Raw genomic sequence first — 22984 nt, forward strand, 5'->3', positions numbered from 1 at the left:
TGAGGCGGGCTGAATCGTAAATTTAAAAAATTGAATAGCAATCATCATGAAAGCAGTATATTCAATATAAAATACTATAATCATCGAATTTCATCACTACATCTTTTCATTTTAGTTGCAAATGAACAGATAAGAAGCCAGGCTCTTATGGATCAGTTCAAACAAATCTCTACTTTTGCTGAAGTGGCAACCAGGGGCAGCCTGTCAGCAGCAGCGCGTGCTGAAGGCGTGGCTCCTGCCATGATAGGCCGCCGTCTGGATGCACTGGAAGAACGCCTGGGCGTCAAGCTATTGCAACGCACTACCCGCAAGTTGGCGCTGACCAATGAGGGTGAGGCCTTTCTCGAAGATTGCCAGCGCATACTGGCCGACCTGGAAGCAGCAGAAGGTGCAGTATCAGAACGCAGCGCCCGCGCCAGCGGTACGCTGACGATTTCAGCCCCGGCAGGTTTTGGACGCCAGCATGTGGCACCACTGATGCCCTCCTTTTTAAGCGAACATCGCGATGTGAAACTGACGTTGAGCCTGAATGACCGCGTGGTAGATTTAATCGGCGAAGGTATAGACGTGGCGATACGCATTGCTGCGCTGACCGACTCCAACCTCATCGGCGTCAAGCTGGCGGACAACAAGCGCGTCGTGGTCGCCTCGCCCGCCTATATCAAACGCCATGGCACACCACAAACCCTGGATGAACTCAGCAAGCACAATTGCCTGGCCTTCAGTGCCGATGGCAGCCAGCGCGGCTGGACTTTTCGCCAGAACGGCAAGAACGTCACGCTGAAGGTGGAAGGCAATATGGTCTGCAATGACGGTGAAGTCTTGCATGACTGGGCGCTGTCAGGCAAGGGCCTGGCCTGGCGGTCCATGTGGGAAGTGGGCGCCGAAATTGAATCGGGCAAGCTGATTACTGTGCTGGACGAATTTAATGCGCCGGGCAATGATATCTATGCGATCTTTGCCCAACGTCGTCACCTGCCCTTGCGCATACGGGCCTTTATCGACTTTTTGCGTCATGCCTACAGTCAGCCGAATTACTGGAAAAAATCCTGAGCAGAAATTTCTGAATTTTTCTGAATCACCGCTCCGCATCAAGATCACGCATTTGATGCGGAGAAAATTGACTAGAACTCATTTTTAAAACTCTTCCCATTCATCCTGTGAAGACGATGGTGCTGCTTTGGCAGTCTTTTTCGGTGCAGCCGGGGCAACTGCAGGCAGCGACTTGACTACTGCGCGCTTGGTAACAGGATTTTCTTTGGGCACAGCTTTTACGGGAGAAACAACGGGCGCTTTACTGCGGCTGTCTGCACCGTCACTGGCATCAATCTTGAAAATGCTGACAGCATTATTCAAATTATTTGCCTGATCCCGCATGCTGCTTGCCGCAGCTGCGGCTTGTTCTACCAGGGCAGCATTTTGTTGTGTCGCCTCATCCATCTTGCCAATTGCCATACTGACCTGGTTAATGCCGTCTCTTTGCTCAGCACTGGCCGCAGTAATTTCTGCCATGATGTCAGCCACACTTTTGATAGAGATGACAATCTCGTTCATAGTCTTGCCAGCATCATCAACCAGGCGTGAACCGACCTCAACCTTATCAACAGAGCTGCTGATGAGTTCCTTGATTTCTTTTGCCGCATTGGCAGAGCGCTGTGCCAGGTTACGTACTTCAGTCGCTACCACGGCGAAGCCACGTCCCTGCTCACCCGCGCGCGCAGCTTCTACTGCCGCATTCAAGGCAAGAATATTGGTCTGAAAGGCGATGCCATCAATGACGCCAATGATATCGACAATCTTTTTCGAGCTCTCTTTGATCGATGACATGGTATGCACCACATCACCGACGACCTAGCCACCTTTGCTGGCGACTTCAGATGCATTCGATGCCAGGGTATTGGCCTGACGTGCATTGTCAGCATTTTGTTGCACGGTCGATGTCAGTTCCTCCATGGAAGAAGCAGTTTCTTCAATGCCGGCAGCTTGCTGCTCAGTGCGGCTGGACAAGTCCATATTGCCAGTGGCAATTTCCTCAGAAGAGATGGCAATAGATCCGCTTGAATTTCGCACCATGGTGACGGTTTGCATCAGGCTTTGGCGCATGTTTTCCAGAGCAGAAACCAGTTGCCCCATTTCATCCCGGGAAGCAGGTTTGAGTTGCTGGGTCAGGTCGCCATTGCCTATGGCTTCAAATTGATCAATTGCCAGCTTCAACGGATGAGAAATGGCAGCGAGCAAAAAGTAAGCCGAAATAAATACAGCAACCAATCCACCAATCACACCCAGTATGTCCACCCACAAGAAGGTAGCAAAAGCACTCTCGCTTTCTTTAAGCGACCTGGCGGCACCGGCAAATTGATAATCACTGAGCGCGGCTAGTTTGTCAGCATACGCGCTAAAGGCAGGTGGTACCAACTTCATGTTGATGTTGTCGGCTTCTTCCTTGTTGCCAGCTTTGATAGCATTAAACATCGGCAAGTGCGCATCTTTAACGTACTTATCACGCAAGGCAGTGGCTTCATCAGAAATCTTTTTTTCTTCGGCATCTTGCGGCAAGGCCAGGTATTTTTTCCAGTATGTTTCAGACTGATTAAAAAAATCTTCTGAACGCTTGATGGTCTCCGCATTATCCGGAAATTCGGGATGAGCAATTGCCCTGTCTATAGCAGTACGGGCACGCAACATAAAGACCCGGGATTGCCCCAGCGCCTCGACCGAGGGTAATTGATTGGTAAAAATTTCCTTGATGACGGCATTGCTGTTCCTGACACCATAAACCCCCATCAATCCACCAATGACCAACATGATTGCCATGAAAGCCATCACACCTATCAGTCTTAACCTGATTGTCAGATTGAACATCTTATTTTCCCCTTGTAACGTTCCTGGCAAATGTGGAACAAGAATACAAAAATTCTTAACGAGAGTCTTGATCAGGGACAACTTTAGTGTAACTGCTGCAAATTGAGTATAAATAAGTTTGCAATTATTCGGGGAAGAAAATTTTGTCTTTTTGCAAAAAAAAAATCCCCGATAAATCGGGGATTTTTTAGAGCAAATCTGGTGCTATACCAGACATTAGCAGACTAACAAATCAGCAATTAGATTGCTTGGATGTTAGAAGCTTGCTTGCCTTTAGGGCCTGTCGTTACTTCGAAAGAAACGCGTTGGTTTTCTTTCAAAGATTTGAAGCCGTTAGATTGGATAGCGGAGAAATGAGCAAACAGATCTTCACCGCCTTCATCTGGAGTGATGAAGCCGAAACCTTTTGAATCATTGAACCATTTAACAATACCTGTTGCCATTACAATTTCCTATTTCAGTTAATGTGGGCATATGCCCGATAGATCGTTTCAACCAAGTAAGAAATGACAGACTGATACTGCACTACCACTTTGAATCTCAACGACTGAACGATTATACGCAGAATTTCGGGAAAAAGTAAAATAAAACACGACGCACTCAATTTATCTTGCAGTTTCAGAGGAAAAAGTCACCTTTAAGACGCAAAACTCGTCACAAAACTGTCATATGCCCCTGTAATTGCCAAAAATAGCGGCTAATTCAGCTTGCAGCCAAAATGAGCGGTCCGCTTATCCAGGAAAGCAGATACCCCTTCGGCAAAGTCCGGCGTCATCGTGACAGAAGCAAAAGCCTCGATTTCATCGCTAACCTGCTGTTCGAGCGAAGTTGCATCTGACTGATATACAAGACGCTTCATTCTGGCATAAGTTTCTTGTGGGCCGCGCAGTAGTCTCAGGGCCAGCTTCTCGGTTACATCTTTCAATTGCTCTGGTGGTACAACCAGATTAATCAAGCCAAAAGCCAGGGCTTCATCGGCATCAAAATTTTCCGAAAACAATAACCATTCCAGTGCCTTGCGGTTGCCAACCAGGCGCGGCAGGAACCAGGTATTACCGACATCAGGGCTCGCACCTATCTTGGCATAAGCCATGTTAAAGCGGGTGCCCTTGGCTGCGACTACCAGATCAGCCGCATTCATGGTCCCCATGCTGCCACCAGCTACCGCACCGTGGACAGAGGCAATCACGATGGCAGGAAGTTTATGCAGGCGCAATATTGCCTGGTTCAGCTCTGCGCCAATTTCACGTATGGCTTCGGGGGATGCCGGGTCACCTGGCTTGAAGCTGGCGATGTCACCTCCCGCGCCAAATACCTTGCCCTCGGCACGGATAATGACGACGCGTATGCTATGGTCTTCTGCCAACAACTCGGTCAACTGGTTCAGGGAGCGTATCTCTGCCGCTCCCATGACATTCATGCAGTTTGGATTATCAAAGATGATGGTGGCCAGTCCATTGGCTTTTTCCAGACGTATGCTCATGCTGCTCCCCCTTGTTGTAGTTTGTATCTATATCCTAGTACAAGTGGGCAGAAAGGCAATCAGGCGCGGCCATGCAGCATGAATGCGGCTGCGCCTGTCGCAATTCTGTCACCTTTTTCATTACGCAGGTCCATCAGGACATTGGCGACACGCTTGCCCAGCCGGGTGACTTCAGCAGTCGCAACAAAGTGCTTGCCCCGACCTGGCTGCAGATAATCGATGCGCAAGTCTATGGTACTCATCTTGCCAAATTCCTTGATCTGCGAAATGACGTCATCTTGCGGGCTTTGCTGCGCCATTTTGAGCAAGATGGCAAAACCCGCCACGCTATCGAGTACAGAAGCAATCACACCACCATGCAGCATGCCCTGGGCAAAGTTACCCAATAACTCATCGCGCATGCCTATGCTGAGGCGCGGTGCGTCCGGGTCAAAACTATCGAGCTTCATACCCAGTAGATGACAAAACGGGATTTTTTCCTCTATCACCATTTTGAGCATGCCTTGAAATTCTGGATTGTTAATGATGTTTTGTGTCATTGCGTGTTTTCCTCATATTCTGTGGTCAAATCAGCCACACAGTATTTAATCAAGCATTTGCTTTATTAATTGTATCATCATACACTTGAGCATCAATAAAGCGATCCATCCCCTCACATACAGACCAGCAAACAGGAGAATCAAATGACCGAAGCCTATCTTTTTGATGCGCCGCGCACGCCGCGTGGCAAGGGTAAGAAAGATGGTTCACTGCATAGTGTCAAACCCATCTCTTTATTGTCCGGTCTGATGCAGGATATGCAACAGCGTCTGTCGCTTGATACCGCGCTGATTGATGATGTAGTCCTTGGCTGCGTCACCCCCATTGGCGACCAGGGCGCAGACATTGCCAAGACAGCAGCCCTGGCAGCAGACTGGGATTGGCAAGTGGCAGGCGTGCAACTGAACCGTTTTTGCGCATCTGGTCTGGAGGCAGTCAACCTGGCTGCGCAAAAAGTACGCTCAGGCTGGGAAGACCTGGTAGTCGCTGGCGGTGTTGAATCGATGTCGCGCGTAACTATGGGTTCGGATGGTGGCGCCTGGGCAGCCGACCCGCAAACCAGCATGCAGACTGACTTTTTACCGCAAGGCATAGGCGCGGACCTGATTGCAACGCTGGAAGGTTTCAGCCGCGAAGATGTCGATGCCTTTGCCCTGCGTTCGCAAGAAAAAGCCACGGCGGCACGGGCAGCTGGCCGCTTCAAGTCCCTGCGCCCGGTGCGAGACATGAATGGCCTGGTAATACTGGCAGAAGATGAATTCATCAAACCACAATCCAGCATGGCAGCATTGGCTTCTCTCAAGGCTTCATTTGAAATGCCGGGCAAAATGGGTTTTGATAGCGTCGCGATACGCAAGTACCCGCACATTGAGCGTATCAACCATGTGCATACTGCTGGTAACTCGTCCGGCATCGTCGATGGTGCTGCCCTCGCCCTGATAGGTACCGAAGCCATGGGCAAACGCCTGGGCCTGAATCCGCGTGCCCGCATCGTTGCGTCTGCCGTGACAGGAACCGATCCGACCATCATGCTGACAGGTCCTGGTCCCGCCACTCTGAAAGCATTAAATAAAGCTGGCTTGCGTGTGGAAGATATCGATTTATTTGAAGTCAATGAAGCCTTTTCAGCGGTCGTCATGAAGTTCATGAAAGACCTCAAAGTACCGGAAGAAAAAGTCAATGTGAATGGCGGCTCGATTGCCCTCGGCCACCCGCTGGGGGCAACCGGCTGCATGTTGCTGGGTAATCTGATTGATGAGCTGGAAGCGCGTCAGTTAAAGCGCGGCCTCATCACCCTGTGTGTGGGTGGCGGCATGGGCATCGCCACCATCATAGAGCGCGTTTAAACCAGAAATGTAGCGGGAAAGCAAACATCATGATCAATTACAGCAAAGACGAACATCAGATAGTCACTCTCAACATCGACATGCCAGGCTTGTCGGTGAACACCATGAATGCGGCATTTCGTGATGCACTGGCATCTGCCGTCGGTCGGCTAGAAGAAGAAAAAGAGCAACTCAGCGGCGTCATCCTGACATCCGGCAAGGACAGTTTTTTTGCCGGTGGTGACTTGCGAGAACTCATCAGCATACAAGATGCCAAATCCTGCCTGGAGATGGTGGAGAAAAACAAGGCAGTGCTGCGCAGACTCGAAAAACTCGGTAAGCCCGTTGTTGCCGCCATCAATGGCAGCGCCCTTGGCGGTGGACTTGAGCTGGCGCTGACCTGCCATTGCCGCATAGCCCTGGATAATGCCAAAGCAAAAATCGGCTTCCCTGAAGTGACGTTGGGATTATTACCGGGCGCTGGCGGCGTGGTGCGTACAGTACGCCTGCTGGGCTTGCAGGAAGCCATGCCTTATCTGCTGGAAGGCAAGCAGGTCTCTCCAGCAGCAGCTGTCAAGGCTGGCTTGGTACATGCCATCGCCAGCAGCAATGAAGACATGTTGCAGCAGGCGCGCGCCTGGATACTGGCCAATCCACAGGCACAACAGCCTTGGGATGATGCAGCCTATAAACTGCCCGGCGGAGCAGCCAACTCTGCCAAGCTGCTGCCAATGATCATGGTGGCACCGGCCATGTTGCGTGAAAAAACCCGCGGCAATTATCCAGCGCCTGAAGCCATACTGGCAGCCATGGTAGAAGGTGCGCAAGTTGATTTCGACAATGCCTTGAAGATTGAAGGCCGCTACTTCACCCATCTCGCCACGGGCCAGGTTGCCAAGAACATGATAGGTACCCTGTTCTTCCAGATGCAGGAAATCAGCACAGGCAAAAGCCGCCCGCGAGACATCGCAAAATCCAAAGTCAGCAAGCTCGGTGTGATAGGTGCAGGCATGATGGGCGCTGGCATAGCGGCTGTCAGTGCAGCGCGTGGCATACATACGGTATTGAAAGAGCCGACGCTGGAAAAAGCCGAGCAGGGCAAAACCAATATTGCTAACGGCCTGCACAAAAAAGTAGGGCAAGGTCGCTTATCTGCAGAAAAGGCAGCGAACCAGTTGGAACTGATACAGCCTACTGCAAGCGCCAGTGATTTTTCAGGATGTGATCTCATCATCGAAGCCGTATTTGAAAACCGCGAACTCAAAGCGACTGTCACCAGAGAAGCAGAAAGCATGCTGGCAGCCGATGGCATCATGGCCAGCAATACCTCCACCCTGCCAATCAGCGGACTGGCAAAAGCAGTCAGCAATCCAGAACGCTTCATAGGTATACACTTCTTTTCGCCCGTCGAGAAAATGCAGTTGGTGGAAATCATCAAGGGTAAGCAAACCAGTGAAGCAACAATCGCCCGTGCATACGACTATGTACTGCAGATAGGCAAGACGCCCATCGTCGTCAATGACTCGCGCGGCTTTTTCACCAGCCGGGTATTTGCCAGTTTTGTCAACGAGGGCTTGAGCATGCTGGCAGAAGGCTTGCCAGCAGCACTCATAGAAAATGCAGCCCTCTCCGTCGGCATGCCGGTTGGCCCGCTGGCCGTTCAGGATGAGGTGTCGCTGAGCCTGTCCCGCCATGTCACCGCGCAAACCAAGGCGGATCTCGAAACCGAAGGTAAAAGCTGGCAGGCACCCGCATCTGCCGCCATCATCAATGTCATGCTTGATCAACATCAGCGCGCTGGCAAGGCTGCTGGCGCAGGTTTTTATGAGTATCCCACAGACGGTGGCAAGAAATATCTGTGGCCTGAACTAAGTACATTGTTTGGTAAGGCCGGATACAGCCTGCCCTATGCCGACCTGCAAGACAGGTTTTTATACATGCAGGCGATAGAAACCCTGCGCTGTCTGGATGAAGGTGTACTGGAATCGACCCGCGATGCCAATATAGGATCAATTTTTGGCATAGGTTTCCCGGCATGGACGGGTGGTGCAGTGCAATATGTGCATTCTGTGGGCTCACAGGCATTTGCCAGACGCGCAGCAGAATTGCGGACACTCTATGGAGAACGCTTCGCCCTGCCGGAAAATTATCTGAAACTGATCCAAACCGGCGCCCATGATTGAGTTAGCACAAACAAAGTAAAACTAAGGCTTGCCTGGAGTCAACAGGTCATTGACTTGAATATGCCTGTACGTGTTCAATAGTGTTTGTGTTCTTTGAACTTGCCTGACAACAGAGCAAGAAAACACTATCCCCCGACTGGAGATGTATTTTGATCAAACTGCATTTCTTGGGTGCCGCTGGCACCGTGACAGGCTCACGTTATCTGCTGGTGTCGGACCACAGCCACATCATGGTGGATTGCGGCCTGTTCCAGGGTTACAAGCAACTGCGTTTGCGTAACTGGGAAGATCCACCTTTTGATCCATCGAAAGTCGATGCGATCTTACTGACCCATGCCCATCTTGATCACTCTGGATATATTCCATTGATGGTCAAACTGGGGTTCAAAGGCAAGATTTACTGTAGCAAGGCCACATTCGCGCTGTGTAAATTATTATTGCGTGACTCCGCCCATTTGTTTGAAGAAGAGGCAGCCTACCTGAACCGTCACCACCTGTCCAAACATGAGCAGGCCTTGCCCTTGTATGACAGCCATGATGTTGCCAAGGCACTCAAGCATTTCCATTACATTGACGAGCATGCCATCATCATGATAACCGATGATGTGCACGCACAATGGATACCGAACGGGCACATCCTGGGCTCTTGCAGCATTTCTTTAAAAATGGAACAGACCAGCCTGTTATTTTCTGGCGATGTAGGGCGGCCTCGCGATTACATCATGAAGGCTCCAGAATTCCTGGAAAGAACTGACTACCTCATCGTAGAATCAACCTACGGTGATCGACTGCATAGTAACAGTGTTCCCGAAAACGATTTGCGCGATATCATCAATAGCACCGTACAACGTGGTGGCTCGGTGCTGATACCCTCGTTTGCTGTTGGGCGTGCACAAACATTGCTGTATCTGTTATACCAGTTGCGCAAGAATAAGCAGATACACGATTTTCCCATTTATCTGGACAGCCCCATGTCTGAAAGTGCGACCAGCATCTATAGCCACTACGCAGATTCACTAAAACTCTCACCCGAAGATATCGCTGGCATTGCAGCCATGACCACCTATGTCAGGACGCCAGAAGAATCCCAGCGCCTGAACAATGAACGCTGGCCAAAAGTCATCATCTCTGCCAGCGGCATGGCCACAGGTGGCCGAGTGCTGCATCACATGAAATATATGGCCCCTGATGACAGGAATACTATCGTTTTTTGCGGTCATCAGGCTGGTGGCACACGAGGAGAGAAATTGATCAATGGCGCAAACACGGTGCGTATCCACGGCCAGGATATCAAGGTGCGCGCCAAGGTTGTCATGATTGACGGCTTATCCGCCCATGCTGACTATGAAGAAGTGCTGGGATGGCTGAAACACCTGAAGCAAGCACCTTTGCGCAGTTTCATCACTCATGGTGAGCCAGCAGCGGCCGACCATCTGCGCCAGCAAATAGAGCGGAAACTGGGTTGGCGCTGCGAAGTTCCTGAACATTTATCCTGCTACAGGATAGAAGGCAAAACTCTGACTTCCCTGCATCCACAAATACTGTGATAATCGCTGTTCGTATAAACGAACATCGGTGAATCTATGCAGGCACTTGCAGGGACCAAGAACAGGTATCGAGTATCTTTACTAGCAGGCAGCGTTTTTTTTACGGCGTGCTTCCTCAGTACAAGTAGTCAGGCCAAACCTTTATTGCGCTGCTATGTCAGCTATGCTGGCAGCATGCAGACCATAGAGAGCCAGATCGTCCCGGACCCGTATGATGTAAAGACCACCGATATAGGCGAGCGTTTTACATTCAAGGCGGTCATGGTTGGCAAGGCACAGCAAATAGACTACATCAAGCTGTACGCTTATTTCCAGACTCGTCGCAGCGATGTCCCTGTCCATCAGGCGACTTACCGCCCGCCCTTCAAAGTCACCAGCAAAGAGAGCCCTCTGACGCCGCAAAATTCGATCTATGCTGGTGATGTAGAGCGTGAACTGCAGTACCGCTGCACTTTGCAGGAGGTACAGCAATGAAAAATCTCAAACGTTTAAGTCATCTGCTTGCGGCTCTCACGCTGACTGGTACGCTCGCACAAACAGCCCATGCCCAAGACGACAGTGTCAGCATATTGTTTGCCGGTGATGTCGTCCTTGATGGCAAACCAGGCAAGATGATCGCTGATGGCAAAGACCCGTTCTTTGCCTTTGCCACATTATTCAAGAATGCCGACATCCGCGTCGTCAATCTGGAATGTGTAGTGGCCACGACAGGCGATGCAGCCGACAAGAATTTTACCTTCCGCGCACATCCCCGTACCCTCGCTACCCTGAAGCAGCATGTAGATGCAGTGTCGATTGCAAATAATCATTCCGGTGATTTTGGCCGTGCAGCTTTCCAGGAGATGCTGGGTTTACTCGACCAGCAACAAATCAAGCGCTTTGGCGGTGGTAATAATTTGCGTGAAGCGCATACACCACTGATCATCGAAAAGAAAGGTTTGCGCATTGCCCTGCTGGGCTATAACGAATACATGCCACGCAGCTTTGAAGCGGAAGCACAAGCCGCCGGTGTCGCCTGGAGTGAAGATGAACAGGTAGTACTCGATATACGAACCGCACGTCAGCAATATCACGCAGACCTGGTGATACCCTTCATGCATTGGGGCTGGGAAAATGACAAACTTGCCGTCGACAGGCAGCGTCAGTTAGCGAAGGTAATGATAGATGCAGGTGCCGATGCCATCATAGGCGGTCATCCCCATGTGATACAGGATGTAGAACATTACAAGGGAAAACCTGTCATTTATAGCCTGGGCAATTTTGTCATGGATGAACTCGACAATGAACCGCAAACCCGTGGCTGGGTCATAAGGCTACAACTGGATAAGAAAGGCGTGAAGGCCTGGAATACCCGTTTGGCCAGGATAGATAATGATGGCGTGCCTCACCCTGTGCCTGAAGCCAGCACCGCATGCTGGAGCCGCCTGGATGGGCAGCTCAGGCAATGCAGTAATGCTGAATAATAATGGTGCTGACAGCCTCTACACTTTGACTGCCGCTGGCACATCCAGCACCACGTCCGAGCAGGCCTGGGCGACACAGGGCAGTATCCAGCCCTCCTGCTTTTCTTCCAGGCTCAGGCCGGGCCAGTCTATCTGGTAGTTAATTTCTCCTGACAGCATCTGGCACATGCAAGTGCGGCAGGTACCGTTACGGCATGAATTGGGGATGCGTATACCTTCCAGCAAGGCAGCCTCCAGCAAACTGAGTTCGTCCACAGTTTCGCAGGCCCAGCCCTCGGGTTGCACAGTCAAGGTCCATATCTTATTGGCTAATGTATTCTGCGAATTCATTTTTTCTCGCTATCGTCCTTGTCTTCATGCCTGAATTTTACTAGATTGAAAGTCTGCCCTCCTGTTGACTGTCAGCAGCGGCAGAAGTCATTCCAGGAGCTAAACATGATGACAGCCAGTGCACATCTACTTTCCCAACAGCAAGATGGTTATTCAGAAAGGCGTAATGCCCGCGCACCAGATTTTATCCTGATGCAGCTTGATCCCCGCGACGTCATAGAAGGAGTAATGTTAGAAGAAGGTTTTCAATCCGAGGATGCGCCCTCGGCAGGTAATATGCGTGAGCATTGCCCCCATTGCAGCGGCGTACAGCTGCAACTGATACTGCGCTATAAATTCGTCAAGCGTTCACACCTGTTTTGTAGCAGTTGCACACGCTGCTATGATGCCCTGTACCCAGACGGCACTTCGGCATTGGCTTTGAGTGCGATGTCACTGGTTTAAGGAAATACCTTGAGGAAAGCAAATAGCAAATCCAAAATGAAAACGGCATTTCCTCGCCATCGCTAAAGGAAATGCCGCTTTATTAAGCTTGTCTGTCAGGCCAGACTTACACCACAGTCTGCAAGCGCATGGCAACACTCATGTCGCCAGAAACTTTCAGTTTACCCATCATGAAGCCATTCATGGGATTCAATTGGCCTGTCAGCAAAGCTGCCAGGTTTTCCAGGGAAATGGTGATCGTGCAGCCAGCTTCATTATTTTCATTGCTGACTGTATTTGGCGTCGCCAGCGCATCAACAAATACCACGCCTTCATCACCGCAATCAAATTTCAGGGTGGCATTCAAACCACTATCATCACCAACTTTAGCGCGTATCGCTTCTGTGCAAGCTTGCAGATCCATGAATTACTCCAGAAAAAATTTAAACGACTTGCAATGTATCACGGCAGGCTTTCGAGGGACAATACTAGAACTCATTTCATCAAAGGCCTACTTCAATACGCAAGTCAGCATCCAGTAGTAAGTATTCCTGAAAATACGGATATCGCGCACGACAGGGCCAAATTTCTTGCGTAATGCACTATCGGTAGGGAAGTTTTTCAGTATCTCTACCCTGCTGCCATCTTCCTGTTTGCGCAACTGGAAGGTGTTGCCTTCGAGGTCAGTGCGGGCGATGACCGTACTGCTGCCTTCGACATAATTATTGTCGATCAGAACCAGCGTAGTGCCTTTACCTGTCACCTTACTGAGATGACCCAGCAGACTGGTCTGATCATCACGCATGACATGCGACCAGAAAAACCCGGCAAAGCAAGCCGTGTACTGACCTGCCGTTGCTGCTGGCAAGTCATGCAAGTCGGCCAGAGCAAATTGCACTTTACCTTCAGGATAAGTCTTTGCCTGCGCTACATCCAGCATGGGCTGGCAATAGTCAGTTGCCACAACGCTCGCTGCCACAGGCGCAAAACGCTCAGTCCAGTAAGCTGTGCCGCAAGCAACTTCCAGCACACGCTGGTCTTTTAATACGTCCAGTACTTTGCCCTGGATTTCACGCAAATCTTGCTGGCGCTCAGGTTTTTGGTAAACCTTTTCCAGGGTCTGTGCACGTTGCGCATAGTATTCGCGCATTTTATTTTCACTCATTTTTATCTTTCAACAGAAAATCAACCAGCTCTACAAATCCCTCACCGTATTTGGCCTGGCAGACATAGGCCGGGTGGGCCTCAAATCTGTCCAGATATTTGTAGATATTTGCCACCCCAACTGAAAGCGGGTAATGGGCAAACATGCTGGAATCATTGGCAGAATCACCAATAAATACATAAGTCGTCTTTGCGACTTCATCGCAGATGCCAAATACTTCGTGCAACACCCGCTGGCTCATGCTTTGCTTGCTGAAAGGTGCAACTGAGGCATGGGCATGGATGCTGCTGGTGGTCGCATGCAAACCATGTTCACGTATCAGGGCCACGACTTCATTCAATTGCGTTAGCGGTATCGCAGGAATATTTTCCGCTATATCAAACGCCAGGTCACCTATGCGTTGTGCGGCATCAGCAGCGGGTAATACATTCGGAAAATGCCTGCGCATGATGTCTGCAAAGTCCAGCAGACGCTGCCTGTGTTGCGCACGGGTTTGGGCGTCAGCATAGTACATGGCCTGCTGCCTGCCCTCCCCATCTATCCAGAAAGCACTCGCGCCGTTCTCAGCAATGATGGCATCAAAATCACATAGCCTTAACAAAGGCAAAGTCCAGTAAGTTGGCCGCCCAGTCACAGCTATACGCCGCAGGCCTGCGATTTTCGAACGGTCAAGTGCAGCCAGCGCGGCCACTGTCAGCTTGCCATGGCTACTGAAAGTATCATCAATATCCGTCAATATGCCACGCACCTCTCTGCGTTGTTCAGCAGGCCAGCTACTCAATGCCTGCATGCTCATAAATCGTAGGTATCCTTATTCCCCTGCATGACATTGTCTATCATTTTACGGTTCAGGGTAGGATTCAGTAACTCTATAAAGGTATAAATATAGCTGCGCAGATAAGCGCCCTGCTTGATCGCTACCCGTGAAACATTCATGCCAAATAATTGGCCCACAGGTATGGCGCGTAAATTCTTGTCACGCTCAGCATCAAAGGCCATGCCAGCGATAATACCTACCCCCATACCCAGCTCTACATAGGTCTTGATGACGTCTGCATCGATGGCTTCGAGCAAGATATCCGGCTTTAAATTACGAATCTGGAAGGCGTGGTCTATTTTGCTGCGTCCGGCAAAGGCAGCATCATAGGTAATCAATGAATAATTGGCAATTTCTTCGAGACTGACGTTCTTCAATTTCAATAAGGGATGTTCAATCGGCACGACAACGACATGCTCCCATTGGTAACATGGTAAGGAAATCAAACCATCAAATCCGGCGATGGCCTCAGTCGCAATCGCAATATCAGCCTGGTCACGCATGACCATTTCGGCAATTTGCTTTGGATTGCCTTGCAACAAGGACAATCTGACCTTGGGGTATTTTTGCATGAAGGCCTGCACCACCTTGGGCAAGGCATAGCGTGCCTGAGTATGGGTAGTGGCAATGGTAAAGCTGCCGCTGTCTTGCGCCGCGAATTCCTTGCCTATGCGCTTAAGCCCGTCAATTTCTTGCATAATCAGCTCAACCGACTTCAACACCGCCCTGCCCGGTTCAGTAAGGCCACGTATGCGTTTACCATGACGGGTGAAAATATCGACGCCCAACTCCTCTTCAAGTTCAATAATTGCCTTGGAAACACCGGGTTGCGATGTAAATAAGGCCTTGGCAGCCTCAGTCAGATTAAAATTCTGTCTTACAGCTTCGCGTACAAAGCGCAATTGATGTAGGTTCATGGGTAGTTTTTTTGTAAAGGCGAGGATAATCTCTTATGCAATTAGACCTAGGTTAGCATCGTTTGATATGCATGCGCTAGTATATAGACCCTGAGCCAAGAATTCCATGTTTCCACCAATTACAACATGCACAAATCATTATTACTGGTAGTTTTCAGTCTTTTCACTTGTTTGATAACATCATCTCTTGCATCTGCAGAAAGTATTACCGTCCAGGGGCCGCAGCTCAAGAAACCCAAAATTTGCCTGGCATTGTCTGGTGGCGGTGCGCGTGGCTTTGCCCATGTGGGCGTACTCAAGGTACTGGAAGAATTGCATATCCCTATAGATTGCATCGCTGGCACCAGTATGGGCGCAGTGGTTGGTGGTTTGTATGCAGCCGGTTTTTCTGCCAGTGAAATTGAAACCCGTCTTGATGCTTTGAAGCTCAACGATATCGCGTTAGACAGAGTAGAAAGACGTTATCTGCCGCAAAGCGTCAGGGAGGAAGATGAACAATACCCTCTCGGTGCCACACTGGGCCTGAGCGCGAATGGCGTGCGCCTGCCCGCGGGCGTAGTGCAAGCCAGCCAGTTTCTGGAAATCTTGCAAAACTGGACTGCCCATCTACAGCCTGACATTGATTTTGATCGTTTGCCCATCCCTTTCCGCACGCTGGCAACAGATATGGAAACTGGCAAGATGGTGATCTTTACCAAAGGCCCCTTGCATAAGGCCATACGGGCCAGCATGGCAGCCCCCGGCGTATTCGCCCCTATAGAAATAGATGGCAAGTTATTGTCCGACGGTGGCCTGGTCAGGAACCTGCCCGTCGATATCGCCAGGCAAATGGGTGCAGACGTCGTGATCGCCGTCAACATAGGTACGCCACTGATGCCGCGCGACCAGTTGCTCACCCTGTTCAATGTCAGCCAGCAAATGGTCAACATTCTGACCGAGCAAAATGTAGAGGCACAAAAAGCCCTGCTCGGCCCCAATGATATCTTGATAGAACCAGGTCTTGGCAACATCACATTCATGGATTTTGCCAGATCAAAAGAAGCCGTCAAGATAGGTGAAAAAGCGACTCATGAACTGGATGCCAAGCTGCTTACCTTAAGTCTGCCACCAGAAATGTATGCAGTCAGACATGAGATACGTTTGAACCCACAATTACCGCCAATCAAAATCCAGTTTGTCGATATCACCACCAATGGTGCAGTACCCGAGAGTGATATACGCCGCCAATTGAACATACGGACAGGCACAGAATACAAGGCGGAAGACATCAATCGCAAACTGACCATACTGAATAATGCCCGCGAGTTTGACAGCGTCAACCATGAACTGATCGAGCGCGATGGTGAATACGGCATACGGGTGAATGCCTATGGCCGCAACTGGGGTCCGCACTTCCTGCGCTTTGGCCTGGCCTTGTCCAGCGGCTTTGAAGGTGCTGGCGGCTTCAAGCTGCAGGTTGGCCACCGTCGGCCATGGCTTACTGATGGCGGCCTCGAATGGCGTAATGATCTTGAATTTGGTAACAGCATTAAATATCACACCGAATTACGCCAGCCTGTGTTTGAACGTGAAGGCATGTACCTGGCACCGTTTGCAGAAATAGGCCAGAACACCAGGAACTTATATAGCGGCAATACCCGTATTGCAGAATACAACTTCCGCAGTGACAAACTGGGCCTGGACCTCGGTTTTCGCATAGGGGAACAAAGCATACTCGGTGAAGCCAAACTGGGTTTGAATTTCAACCATTACCGCGTGCGCCCTAAAATCGGTGGCTATCTGCTGTTAAACGAAGATGGCAGCGTGAAAGTTGAATCCCTGCCCAGCGCTGATTTACAACAATTTGGCCTGAAGTCGGCTGTCGTCATAGACCAGCTCAGTGATGCCAGCTTCCCCCGCTATGGTTACAAGGTGGATGCCAGCGCTTTTCTGGGCACCAGTGATACCCGTAAAAATTTCCAGGAAGTGGCCATCAATACTACCTGGGCCAATAGCATCAATAACCATAGTATCAACCTTAAATTGAACGCGGCTGGCCTGTTCCAGAAAGGCACGGATGTACGCGGGATAGGTTCTACCCTGGGTGGCTTCCAGCAATTATCAGCCTACCAGCCAGATCAGTTCACCGGCGACTTCATGGTCTATGGCAGCGTTACATATCTGCTGCGTGCAGTAAAGTTTGATCTGGCAGGACAAAGCCTGTTCCTTGGTACTTCGCTGGAAGCGGGTAATGTCTGGAACAGGGGTGAAGATATTTCGTTCAAATCACTGCGCAAGAGTGCCAGCCTGTTTGCAGGTTTTAATAGTTTTATCGGCCCTATTTACCTGGGCTTTGCAGTAGGGCAAAGTGGGGCAAAAAATGTCTTTTTCCAGTTGGGGAGGCAATAAAAAAACGCGCTCAATTTTCTATCAATTGAGCGCGCTTCCAAGTATTCACAACTGGATTTTAACCGCCATAGGCATACACAAATTTTCCGCCCTGTATCTTGCCCATGACACGTGAACGCTGGTCCAGGCCTACATGGTCGCTTGCACTCATATTGATGACACCCTGAGGCACGACCAGGTCTTTGGTGTTTTCCAAAGCAGTGCGCAAAGCCTGTCTGAAAGCCTTGCTACCTGGCTGTGCGGTTTTCAAGGCAACCGGAATTGCATTCGCCAGCAACATGTACGCGCCCCAGGCATCACCGGCAAATTGCGTCGTTGTGCCAGCACCATAGACTGCTTCATACTTGCGCACAAACTCTGTGGAGATTTTTTTTACTGCATGCTTTTCAGGCAGTTGCAGTGCTACTACTGCTGGACCAGTAGGGAATAAAGTCCCCTCAACATCCTTGCCACCCAGCTTCAAAAATTCCTGGCTGGCGATGCCATGGGTCTGGTAAATCTGCGACTTGTAACCACGCTCTATCAGGGTCTTTTGCGGCAAGACCGCTGGCGTACCAGAACCGGCAATCAGCACTGCATCTGGCTTTGCTGCCATCATTTTCAAGACCTGGCCCGTGACGCTGGTATCGGTGCGGGCAAAACGCTCATTGGCGACGATCTTGATATGCCGCAGTTCAGCCAGTTTGGAAAACTCACGCCACCAGCCTTCCCCATAAGCATCGGCAAAACCGATGAAGGCCACCGTCTTGACACCATTATCAGCCATATGCTGAGTCAGGATCGTCGTCATATGGGTATCATTTTGTGGCATCTTGAAAGCCCAGGCACGTTTGACATCCATGGGTTCAACAATGCTGGCCGATGCTGCCAGGGTGATCATGGGTGTTTCGTTTTCTGCCACGGTTTCCAGCATTGCCAATGCACTGGGTGTGGTATTCGGGCCGACGATGATATCGACCTTTTCTTCGGTGATGAGCTTGCGCGCATTCTTGACTGCATTGCCGGGGTCGCTGGCGTCATCCAGCATGATGTACTCAATTTTTTTGCCACCAATTTCTTTAGGCCAGAGCATGATGGCATTTTTGGAAGAAGCACCGATAGCCGCTGCCGGCCCAGTAGTGGACAGATTGATGCCCACCCTGATTTGTGCCTGCGCTATCACACTGCCCAGACTCAGGGCCGCGATGACAGCACCACGCAGGGAATAAGAAAAGATCAAAGACATGCGATGACTCCAAAAAATTATGGGCGGGATGCGCAATTTGCAAACCGCCACAAACCGTCATAAACCAACTCAAGCAATTAAAGATGTGACTCAACTACGCTTTGATCAATCGCTCCAAAAATGGATTTGCCGTTTTTATCCAGCATCTCTATCTTGATGCTGTCACCGAATTTCATGTACGGCGTCACAGGCTCTCCCACGGCAATCATTTCCAGCGCGCGTTTTTCTGCGATGCAGCTATAACCCTTGCTGGCATCCTTGTTCGACACCGTACCAGAACCGATAATGGTGCCTGCCCTGGCATTTCTGGTCTTGCACAAATGCGTGATCAGTTGTGGGAAAGAAAATACCATATCCACGCCGGCATTTGGCTGGCCGACCAGCATGCTATTCATGCTGGAGCGCAGAGCCAGATTGACTTTGCCGTCTTTCCATGCTTCACTCAGCTCGTCTGGCGTCACTGCAACTGGTGAAAAGCTGGATGCCGGTTTGGACTGGAAGAAACCAAAACCTTTTGCCAGCTCAGCCGGTATCAGGTTGCGCAGAGACACGTCGTTCACCAGCATCAGCAAGCGTATGTGCTCACCCGCATGCTGTACCTTGACGCCCATGGGCACATCACCTGTAACAACTGCAATTTCACTTTCAAAATCTATACCCCATTCTTCTGAAGTCATGACGATGTCATCGCAAGGGCCGATAAAATCATCACTGCCGCCCTGATACATCAGGGGGTCATGCCAGAAGCTTTCTGGCATCTCGGCATTTCTGGCTTTGCGCACGAGTTCTACGTGATTGACGTAGGATGAACCATCAGCCCACTGATAAGCACGCGGCAAGGGTGCCATGCAGTTTTTTGGCTCAAACTCAAAACTGTAGGCTGCCCGGCCAGAATTCAGGCGGTTATATAATTCTTCAAGCTGGGGCTGGATAAAATTCCAGTCATCCAGAGCACGCTGCAAAGTCGGGGCGATGCCATCCGCAATGGCTGCCGTCTTTAAATCACGGGCAACCACCAGCAATTGCCCATCCCTGGAACCATCTTTCAATGTTGCAAGCTTCATAATTCCTCAATTTGATCATGTTTTCTCCGATTTTACCTGAAGGGTCTGTCTAATTTGTCAGGAAACTGACAACCGCGACGACTAACAAGCAATTTACTTAGCAGAACGGCGCAATTTTAGGTATGCTAAAACCTAAATTCGCTGTTGCCTGTCTCCCTAAAAACTGATCTGTACAGGAATCATCACCATGAACTTCAGTAACTTTAAAATCAGGGTACGTCTCAGCTTTGGTTTCGGCCTGACCTTGCTCACCATGTTGCTCATGGTAGTCATCAGCGTGGTAAGGTTGAATGAAATCGCTGACCGGAATAGAGAAATTCTCGAAGATGATGCGGTAGGCGTGACCAGTGCCCTGGAAATGTCAGCCCTGATACAGGAAAATGGCAGTCGCACGCTGGAGTTATTTATTACACCAGATCAGAAAGCCCGGACAAGTCAGTATGCTGCCATTGATGCAAACAAGAAAAAAATAAACGCCCTGCTTGACATCTCAAGAAAACTGGCCCTGGCACCGAAAGAAAAAGAAGCGGTTGAAAAACTGGTCGCTTCCAATGCAGCTTTTGTGGCTGCTTTCAGCAAGACCGGTGACCTGATCGAGCTGGATCAAAAAGATGAAGCCATCGCCATGATGGGGAAATCCACCTTCCCTGCATTGAAACAATCCCTGATCGACATAGATAAACTGAGTGCAATACAAAAAGAAGACATGAGTGCCAATGGTGAAGCAATCAAAGGCATCATCATGTTTTCTCGCAACCTGATGATCATACTGGGCATTATTGCCTTCCTCATCAGTGCGGCCTTTGCTGCATGGATTTCACGCTCGATTACCAACCCGCTGGATGAAGCCGTCAAAGTCGCCACCAAGGTGGCCAATGGCGATCTGACCGGCCGCATAGAAGTACGCTCACGTGATGAAACCGGGCAATTGCTGAGCGCCCTCGCAGATATGAATAACAGTCTGGTCATGACCATCACCCAGGTGCATAGCAGTACCGAAATGATCTCCACGGCTTCTGGCGAGATCGCCTCCGGCAATGCCGATTTGTCCAACAGGACAGAATCACAGGCCAGCTCGCTGGAAGAAACCGCTTCGTCGATGGAAGAACTCACTTCCACCGTCAAACAAAACGCCGACAATGCACGCCAGGCCAATCAGCTTGCAATCTCTGCTACCGAGGTTGCTACCAAGGGCGGGCAAATCGTTGGCCAGGTCGTCAATACGATGGGGTCTATCAAGGATAGTTCGGGCAAGATTGTTGACATCATCGGTGTTATTGATGGCATTGCCTTCCAGACCAATATCCTGGCATTGAATGCAGCAGTAGAAGCCGCCCGCGCTGGTGAACAGGGCCGAGGTTTTGCCGTGGTGGCCGCCGAAGTCAGGAACCTGGCACAGCGTAGCGCCAGCGCCGCCAAGGAAATCAAGACCCTGATCGACGACTCGGTAGAAAAAGTTAATCTGGGTAATAAACTGGTTGATGAAGCTGGCCTGACCATGGATGAGATTGTCACTTCCATCAAACATGTGGCCGACATCATGAGTGAAATCACTGCTGCCAGCCAGGAACAAAGCGCCGGGATAGAACAAGTCAATCTCGCCATTACCCAAATGGATGAAATGACGCAGCAAAACTCTGCCCTGGTTGAACAGGCAGCAGCTGCCGCCGAGAGTATGCAGGAGCAGGCTGGCGCACTGGCACAGGCGGTGAGTGTATTCAAGCTCGATGCCGTGGCAAAAAAATCACCCGCTCCCACCGTCAGCAAGGCAAGCAAGGTGAGTGGAAAATCACCGCATAAAACCGCAGTAGCTCCTTTAAAAATCAGCAAGGCGCCAACAAAAGAAGCAGAAAAACCTGCCAAAAAAACATCCAGCATGGAAAAGCCAACTGCAGCTACCAATGATGATTGGGAAGAGTTTTAAACGGTATTTAATCGCCTACGCAAAAACAGCTCCGGAGTTGAACCCGCGGAGCTGTTTTTACTTGTCCTGTCAGAGCATATTTACACCGACAGATCCACTTGCTGCAAGCTATGTGCCTTGCCATCTTCGCTCAACCAGATACCAGAAGATCGAATCTGTCCATTAGACTGATTTTGTGCATTTTTTAAATCGAAGTCAGTGCTGGCATTACCGAGATATAGTGCACCGACATTGGCCTGCTTCAGGGTCTGCAATTGATCATGACCGGCACCATCCTTGGTCCACACTTTCAATTTCTGGTAGATTGCATCGCTTTCATCTATCCAGTGATTGCCATCACTGTCATAAGCGGCCAGTTCAGAAAAGCCATTCCCGGTACCGGGGCCAAATAGTTCACTGCCATTATTGATCTTGCCATCATTGTTTTTATCCAGTGCCAAAAAGCCAGCGCCCTGAACGAAAGAGATATTTTCTTTCTTGCCATCGCCATTCAGATCAAAGGCAAATTTTTGCGAGGTCAATTGCGCAGAATTGCCAGAGAAATTAATAACCAGGGGATCAACTTTTTTAGCGTCACCAAGACGGATATTGGTATTGCTTTCTTCGTGATAGCTACGGCTTAATTCAAACGACAGATCAAAACTGATTTCCTTATTATCTGCAGTGACGATTTTTCCTGTGGCATGAAAAGAAGTCTGCTCCGTCTCTGTGTAGGATTGATGTCTGTCTATCTCTACGCCCCAACCTTTCTGTGCTGGCTGCGGATTTTGTGCTGTGCCTTCTGCCGGTGGCTGGGCAGGCTGAGCGGCTGCTTGTGTTGCCGGTGCGGTGGTATCTGGCTGCACATCAGCGCTACTCAGGGAATTGATTTTCTTGCCGGTCATGAGCTCTATGATGTATCTGATCAGGCGTATACGCGGGTCATTTTCGGCTTCATCTGTGGCTTGTTGAACTGCATCGGTTGGTGCAGCAGAGCTCGTCGGAATTGCTGGCGGCGCAGGTGGCGCAAACTGTGCAGCCTTGCCGGCATCAGAGATTTGTACATTGCTGGATGCATTCCTCAAATTCGCCGGGCCATTAGCGTTCCTGCCTTCAAAATCGGGGCGCTCCTTACCTATCCATGCTCGTAACTTCTCCTGCGTTTCCAGAGTCGTGGTGGCAGCGTGTTGTGAAGAAAGGGAAATATCCGAGGAAGCAATTTTCATGATGCGCTCCAGCCTTGAGCTGTCAATGAGAAAAACCTGGAACGCATATCGAGGGCGTGACCATTTTTTATGCAATAGTCTGTCCCTCGCATACAAAAAAGGACGCGACCACGCATGGCTTGC

At 50.2% G+C, this 22984-nt stretch carries 22 protein-coding genes; 9 read left to right on the forward strand and 13 right to left on the reverse strand.

The annotated features are described in order from the left end of the window. The first annotated feature begins 147 nt into the window (after positions 1–147). Positions 148–1053 (forward strand): LysR family transcriptional regulator, encoded by a 906-nt coding sequence (locus AC07OI_RS06505; protein WP_492702630.1) that lies wholly within the window; start codon positions 148–150, stop codon positions 1051–1053. Between the two features lie 84 nt (positions 1054–1137). Here the strand turns inward: AC07OI_RS06505 and AC07OI_RS06510 are convergent, their stop codons facing one another. From AC07OI_RS06510 to AC07OI_RS06530, 5 genes are all read right to left on the reverse strand, one after another. After that, entirely contained in the window at positions 1138–1839 is a 702-nt protein-coding gene (locus AC07OI_RS06510) for a methyl-accepting chemotaxis protein (protein WP_495256633.1), read from the reverse strand. Positions 1840–1851: 12 nt separating this feature from the next. Beyond that, positions 1852–2862, reverse strand: a complete 1011-nt coding sequence (locus tag AC07OI_RS06515) for a Tar ligand binding domain-containing protein (RefSeq protein WP_495256634.1) — start codon at positions 2860–2862, stop codon at positions 1852–1854. A gap of 239 nt (positions 2863–3101) precedes the next feature. Next, positions 3102–3305 carry a cold-shock protein gene (locus AC07OI_RS06520; protein WP_007878889.1) on the reverse strand — a complete coding sequence of 68 codons (204 nt, stop codon included), beginning with the start codon at positions 3303–3305 and terminating at the stop codon, positions 3102–3104. A gap of 254 nt (positions 3306–3559) precedes the next feature. After that, positions 3560–4345: an enoyl-CoA hydratase/isomerase family protein gene (locus AC07OI_RS06525; protein WP_492702628.1), complete on the reverse strand. Its 786-nt coding sequence runs from the start codon at positions 4343–4345 to the stop codon at positions 3560–3562. Between the two features lie 59 nt (positions 4346–4404). Then, the gene (locus AC07OI_RS06530) at positions 4405–4884 is read right to left on the reverse strand and encodes a thioesterase family protein (RefSeq protein WP_423003099.1); all 480 of its coding nucleotides are present in this window, start codon (positions 4882–4884) and stop codon (positions 4405–4407) included. A 144-nt stretch (positions 4885–5028) separates the two neighbouring features. Here AC07OI_RS06530 and AC07OI_RS06535 point away from each other — a divergent pair, with 144 nt between their 5' ends. The 5 genes from AC07OI_RS06535 to AC07OI_RS06555 all read left to right on the forward strand — a co-directional run bounded on the left by AC07OI_RS06535 (position 5029) and on the right by AC07OI_RS06555 (position 11403). Then, positions 5029–6231 carry an acetyl-CoA C-acetyltransferase gene (locus tag AC07OI_RS06535; protein WP_495256635.1) on the forward strand — a complete coding sequence of 401 codons (1203 nt, stop codon included), beginning with the start codon at positions 5029–5031 and terminating at the stop codon, positions 6229–6231. 29 nt (positions 6232–6260) lie between these two features. Further along, positions 6261–8393: a 3-hydroxyacyl-CoA dehydrogenase NAD-binding domain-containing protein gene (locus AC07OI_RS06540; protein ID WP_495256636.1), complete on the forward strand. Its 2133-nt coding sequence runs from the start codon at positions 6261–6263 to the stop codon at positions 8391–8393. A 152-nt stretch (positions 8394–8545) separates the two neighbouring features. Further along, a complete protein-coding gene (locus AC07OI_RS06545; RefSeq protein WP_495256766.1) occupies positions 8546–9940 on the forward strand; it encodes an MBL fold metallo-hydrolase RNA specificity domain-containing protein in 1395 nt (464 codons plus the stop codon). A gap of 174 nt (positions 9941–10114) precedes the next feature. Next, the gene (locus AC07OI_RS06550) at positions 10115–10414 is read left to right on the forward strand and encodes a hypothetical protein (RefSeq protein ID WP_495256637.1); all 300 of its coding nucleotides are present in this window, start codon (positions 10115–10117) and stop codon (positions 10412–10414) included. Continuing rightward, positions 10411–11403 carry a CapA family protein gene (locus AC07OI_RS06555; protein WP_495256638.1) on the forward strand — a complete coding sequence of 331 codons (993 nt, stop codon included), beginning with the start codon at positions 10411–10413 and terminating at the stop codon, positions 11401–11403. The genes AC07OI_RS06550 and AC07OI_RS06555 overlap by 4 nt, the downstream gene beginning before the upstream one ends. Before the next feature lie 18 nt (positions 11404–11421). Here the strand turns inward: AC07OI_RS06555 and AC07OI_RS06560 are convergent, their stop codons facing one another. Further along, positions 11422–11688, reverse strand: coding sequence for a 2Fe-2S iron-sulfur cluster-binding protein (locus tag AC07OI_RS06560; protein ID WP_495256767.1), 267 nt, complete (start codon positions 11686–11688; stop codon positions 11422–11424). A gap of 150 nt (positions 11689–11838) precedes the next feature. On the opposite strand from AC07OI_RS06560, the gene AC07OI_RS06565 reads away from it, so the two are divergent. Beyond that, positions 11839–12177, forward strand: coding sequence for a hypothetical protein (locus tag AC07OI_RS06565; RefSeq protein WP_492702621.1), 339 nt, complete (start codon positions 11839–11841; stop codon positions 12175–12177). 106 nt (positions 12178–12283) lie between these two features. On the opposite strand, the gene AC07OI_RS06570 is transcribed toward AC07OI_RS06565, so the two are convergent. The 4 genes from AC07OI_RS06570 to AC07OI_RS06585 form a co-directional block, all read right to left on the reverse strand. Next, positions 12284–12580, reverse strand: coding sequence for an SCP2 sterol-binding domain-containing protein (locus AC07OI_RS06570; RefSeq protein ID WP_492702620.1), 297 nt, complete (start codon positions 12578–12580; stop codon positions 12284–12286). Between the two features lie 87 nt (positions 12581–12667). Continuing rightward, positions 12668–13321 carry a class I SAM-dependent methyltransferase gene (locus tag AC07OI_RS06575; protein ID WP_492702619.1) on the reverse strand — a complete coding sequence of 218 codons (654 nt, stop codon included), beginning with the start codon at positions 13319–13321 and terminating at the stop codon, positions 12668–12670. Next, on the reverse strand, positions 13314–14117 hold the full coding sequence (locus AC07OI_RS06580; protein WP_495256639.1) for an HAD family hydrolase: 804 nt from the start codon (positions 14115–14117) through the stop codon (positions 13314–13316). The genes AC07OI_RS06575 and AC07OI_RS06580 overlap by 8 nt, the downstream gene beginning before the upstream one ends. After that, the gene (locus AC07OI_RS06585; RefSeq protein WP_492702617.1) at positions 14114–15055 is read right to left on the reverse strand and encodes a CysB family HTH-type transcriptional regulator; all 942 of its coding nucleotides are present in this window, start codon (positions 15053–15055) and stop codon (positions 14114–14116) included. The genes AC07OI_RS06580 and AC07OI_RS06585 overlap by 4 nt, the downstream gene beginning before the upstream one ends. A 171-nt stretch (positions 15056–15226) precedes the next feature. Here AC07OI_RS06585 and AC07OI_RS06590 point away from each other — a divergent pair, with 171 nt between their 5' ends. Beyond that, positions 15227–17443 (forward strand): patatin-like phospholipase family protein, encoded by a 2217-nt coding sequence (locus AC07OI_RS06590; RefSeq protein ID WP_495256640.1) that lies wholly within the window; start codon positions 15227–15229, stop codon positions 17441–17443. Positions 17444–17501: 58 nt separating this feature from the next. On the opposite strand, the gene AC07OI_RS06595 is transcribed toward AC07OI_RS06590, so the two are convergent. Next, on the reverse strand, positions 17502–18668 hold the full coding sequence (locus AC07OI_RS06595) for an ABC transporter substrate-binding protein (protein WP_492702615.1): 1167 nt from the start codon (positions 18666–18668) through the stop codon (positions 17502–17504). Positions 18669–18745: 77 nt separating this feature from the next. Next, positions 18746–19732 (reverse strand): fumarylacetoacetate hydrolase family protein, encoded by a 987-nt coding sequence (locus AC07OI_RS06600; protein WP_495256641.1) that lies wholly within the window; start codon positions 19730–19732, stop codon positions 18746–18748. Positions 19733–19919: 187 nt separating this feature from the next. Between AC07OI_RS06600 and AC07OI_RS06605 the strand changes: the two genes are divergently transcribed. Continuing rightward, a complete protein-coding gene (locus AC07OI_RS06605) occupies positions 19920–21656 on the forward strand; it encodes a methyl-accepting chemotaxis protein (protein ID WP_492702613.1) in 1737 nt (578 codons plus the stop codon). A gap of 80 nt (positions 21657–21736) precedes the next feature. On the opposite strand, the gene AC07OI_RS06610 is transcribed toward AC07OI_RS06605, so the two are convergent. Further along, positions 21737–22861, reverse strand: coding sequence for an SPM autocatalytic domain-containing protein (locus AC07OI_RS06610; protein WP_492702612.1), 1125 nt, complete (start codon positions 22859–22861; stop codon positions 21737–21739). Positions 22862–22984: the final 123 nt, after the last annotated feature.

The organism is Undibacterium sp. GW821-FHT07F11 (assembly GCF_059418665.1).

Coding starts and splice junctions, on each gene's coding strand:
- AC07OI_RS06580 (WP_495256639.1), bottom strand. CDS start 14,117: ATGAGCATGCAGGCATTGAGTAGCTGGCCTGCTGAACAACGCAGAGAG.
- AC07OI_RS06575 (WP_492702619.1), bottom strand. CDS start 13,321: ATGAGTGAAAATAAAATGCGCGAATACTATGCGCAACGTGCACAGACC.
- AC07OI_RS06600 (WP_495256641.1), bottom strand. CDS start 19,732: ATGAAGCTTGCAACATTGAAAGATGGTTCCAGGGATGGGCAATTGCTG.
- AC07OI_RS06535 (WP_495256635.1), top strand. CDS start 5,029: ATGACCGAAGCCTATCTTTTTGATGCGCCGCGCACGCCGCGTGGCAAG.
- AC07OI_RS06550 (WP_495256637.1), top strand. CDS start 10,115: ATGCAGACCATAGAGAGCCAGATCGTCCCGGACCCGTATGATGTAAAG.
- AC07OI_RS06515 (WP_495256634.1), bottom strand. CDS start 2,862: ATGTTCAATCTGACAATCAGGTTAAGACTGATAGGTGTGATGGCTTTC.
- AC07OI_RS06595 (WP_492702615.1), bottom strand. CDS start 18,668: ATGTCTTTGATCTTTTCTTATTCCCTGCGTGGTGCTGTCATCGCGGCC.
- AC07OI_RS06540 (WP_495256636.1), top strand. CDS start 6,261: ATGATCAATTACAGCAAAGACGAACATCAGATAGTCACTCTCAACATC.
- AC07OI_RS06570 (WP_492702620.1), bottom strand. CDS start 12,580: ATGGATCTGCAAGCTTGCACAGAAGCGATACGCGCTAAAGTTGGTGAT.
- AC07OI_RS06525 (WP_492702628.1), bottom strand. CDS start 4,345: ATGAGCATACGTCTGGAAAAAGCCAATGGACTGGCCACCATCATCTTT.
- AC07OI_RS06530 (WP_423003099.1), bottom strand. CDS start 4,884: ATGACACAAAACATCATTAACAATCCAGAATTTCAAGGCATGCTCAAA.
- AC07OI_RS06505 (WP_492702630.1), top strand. CDS start 148: ATGGATCAGTTCAAACAAATCTCTACTTTTGCTGAAGTGGCAACCAGG.
- AC07OI_RS06565 (WP_492702621.1), top strand. CDS start 11,839: ATGATGACAGCCAGTGCACATCTACTTTCCCAACAGCAAGATGGTTAT.
- AC07OI_RS06520 (WP_007878889.1), bottom strand. CDS start 3,305: ATGGCAACAGGTATTGTTAAATGGTTCAATGATTCAAAAGGTTTCGGC.
- AC07OI_RS06610 (WP_492702612.1), bottom strand. CDS start 22,861: ATGAAAATTGCTTCCTCGGATATTTCCCTTTCTTCACAACACGCTGCC.
- AC07OI_RS06555 (WP_495256638.1), top strand. CDS start 10,411: ATGAAAAATCTCAAACGTTTAAGTCATCTGCTTGCGGCTCTCACGCTG.
- AC07OI_RS06585 (WP_492702617.1), bottom strand. CDS start 15,055: ATGAACCTACATCAATTGCGCTTTGTACGCGAAGCTGTAAGACAGAAT.
- AC07OI_RS06605 (WP_492702613.1), top strand. CDS start 19,920: ATGAACTTCAGTAACTTTAAAATCAGGGTACGTCTCAGCTTTGGTTTC.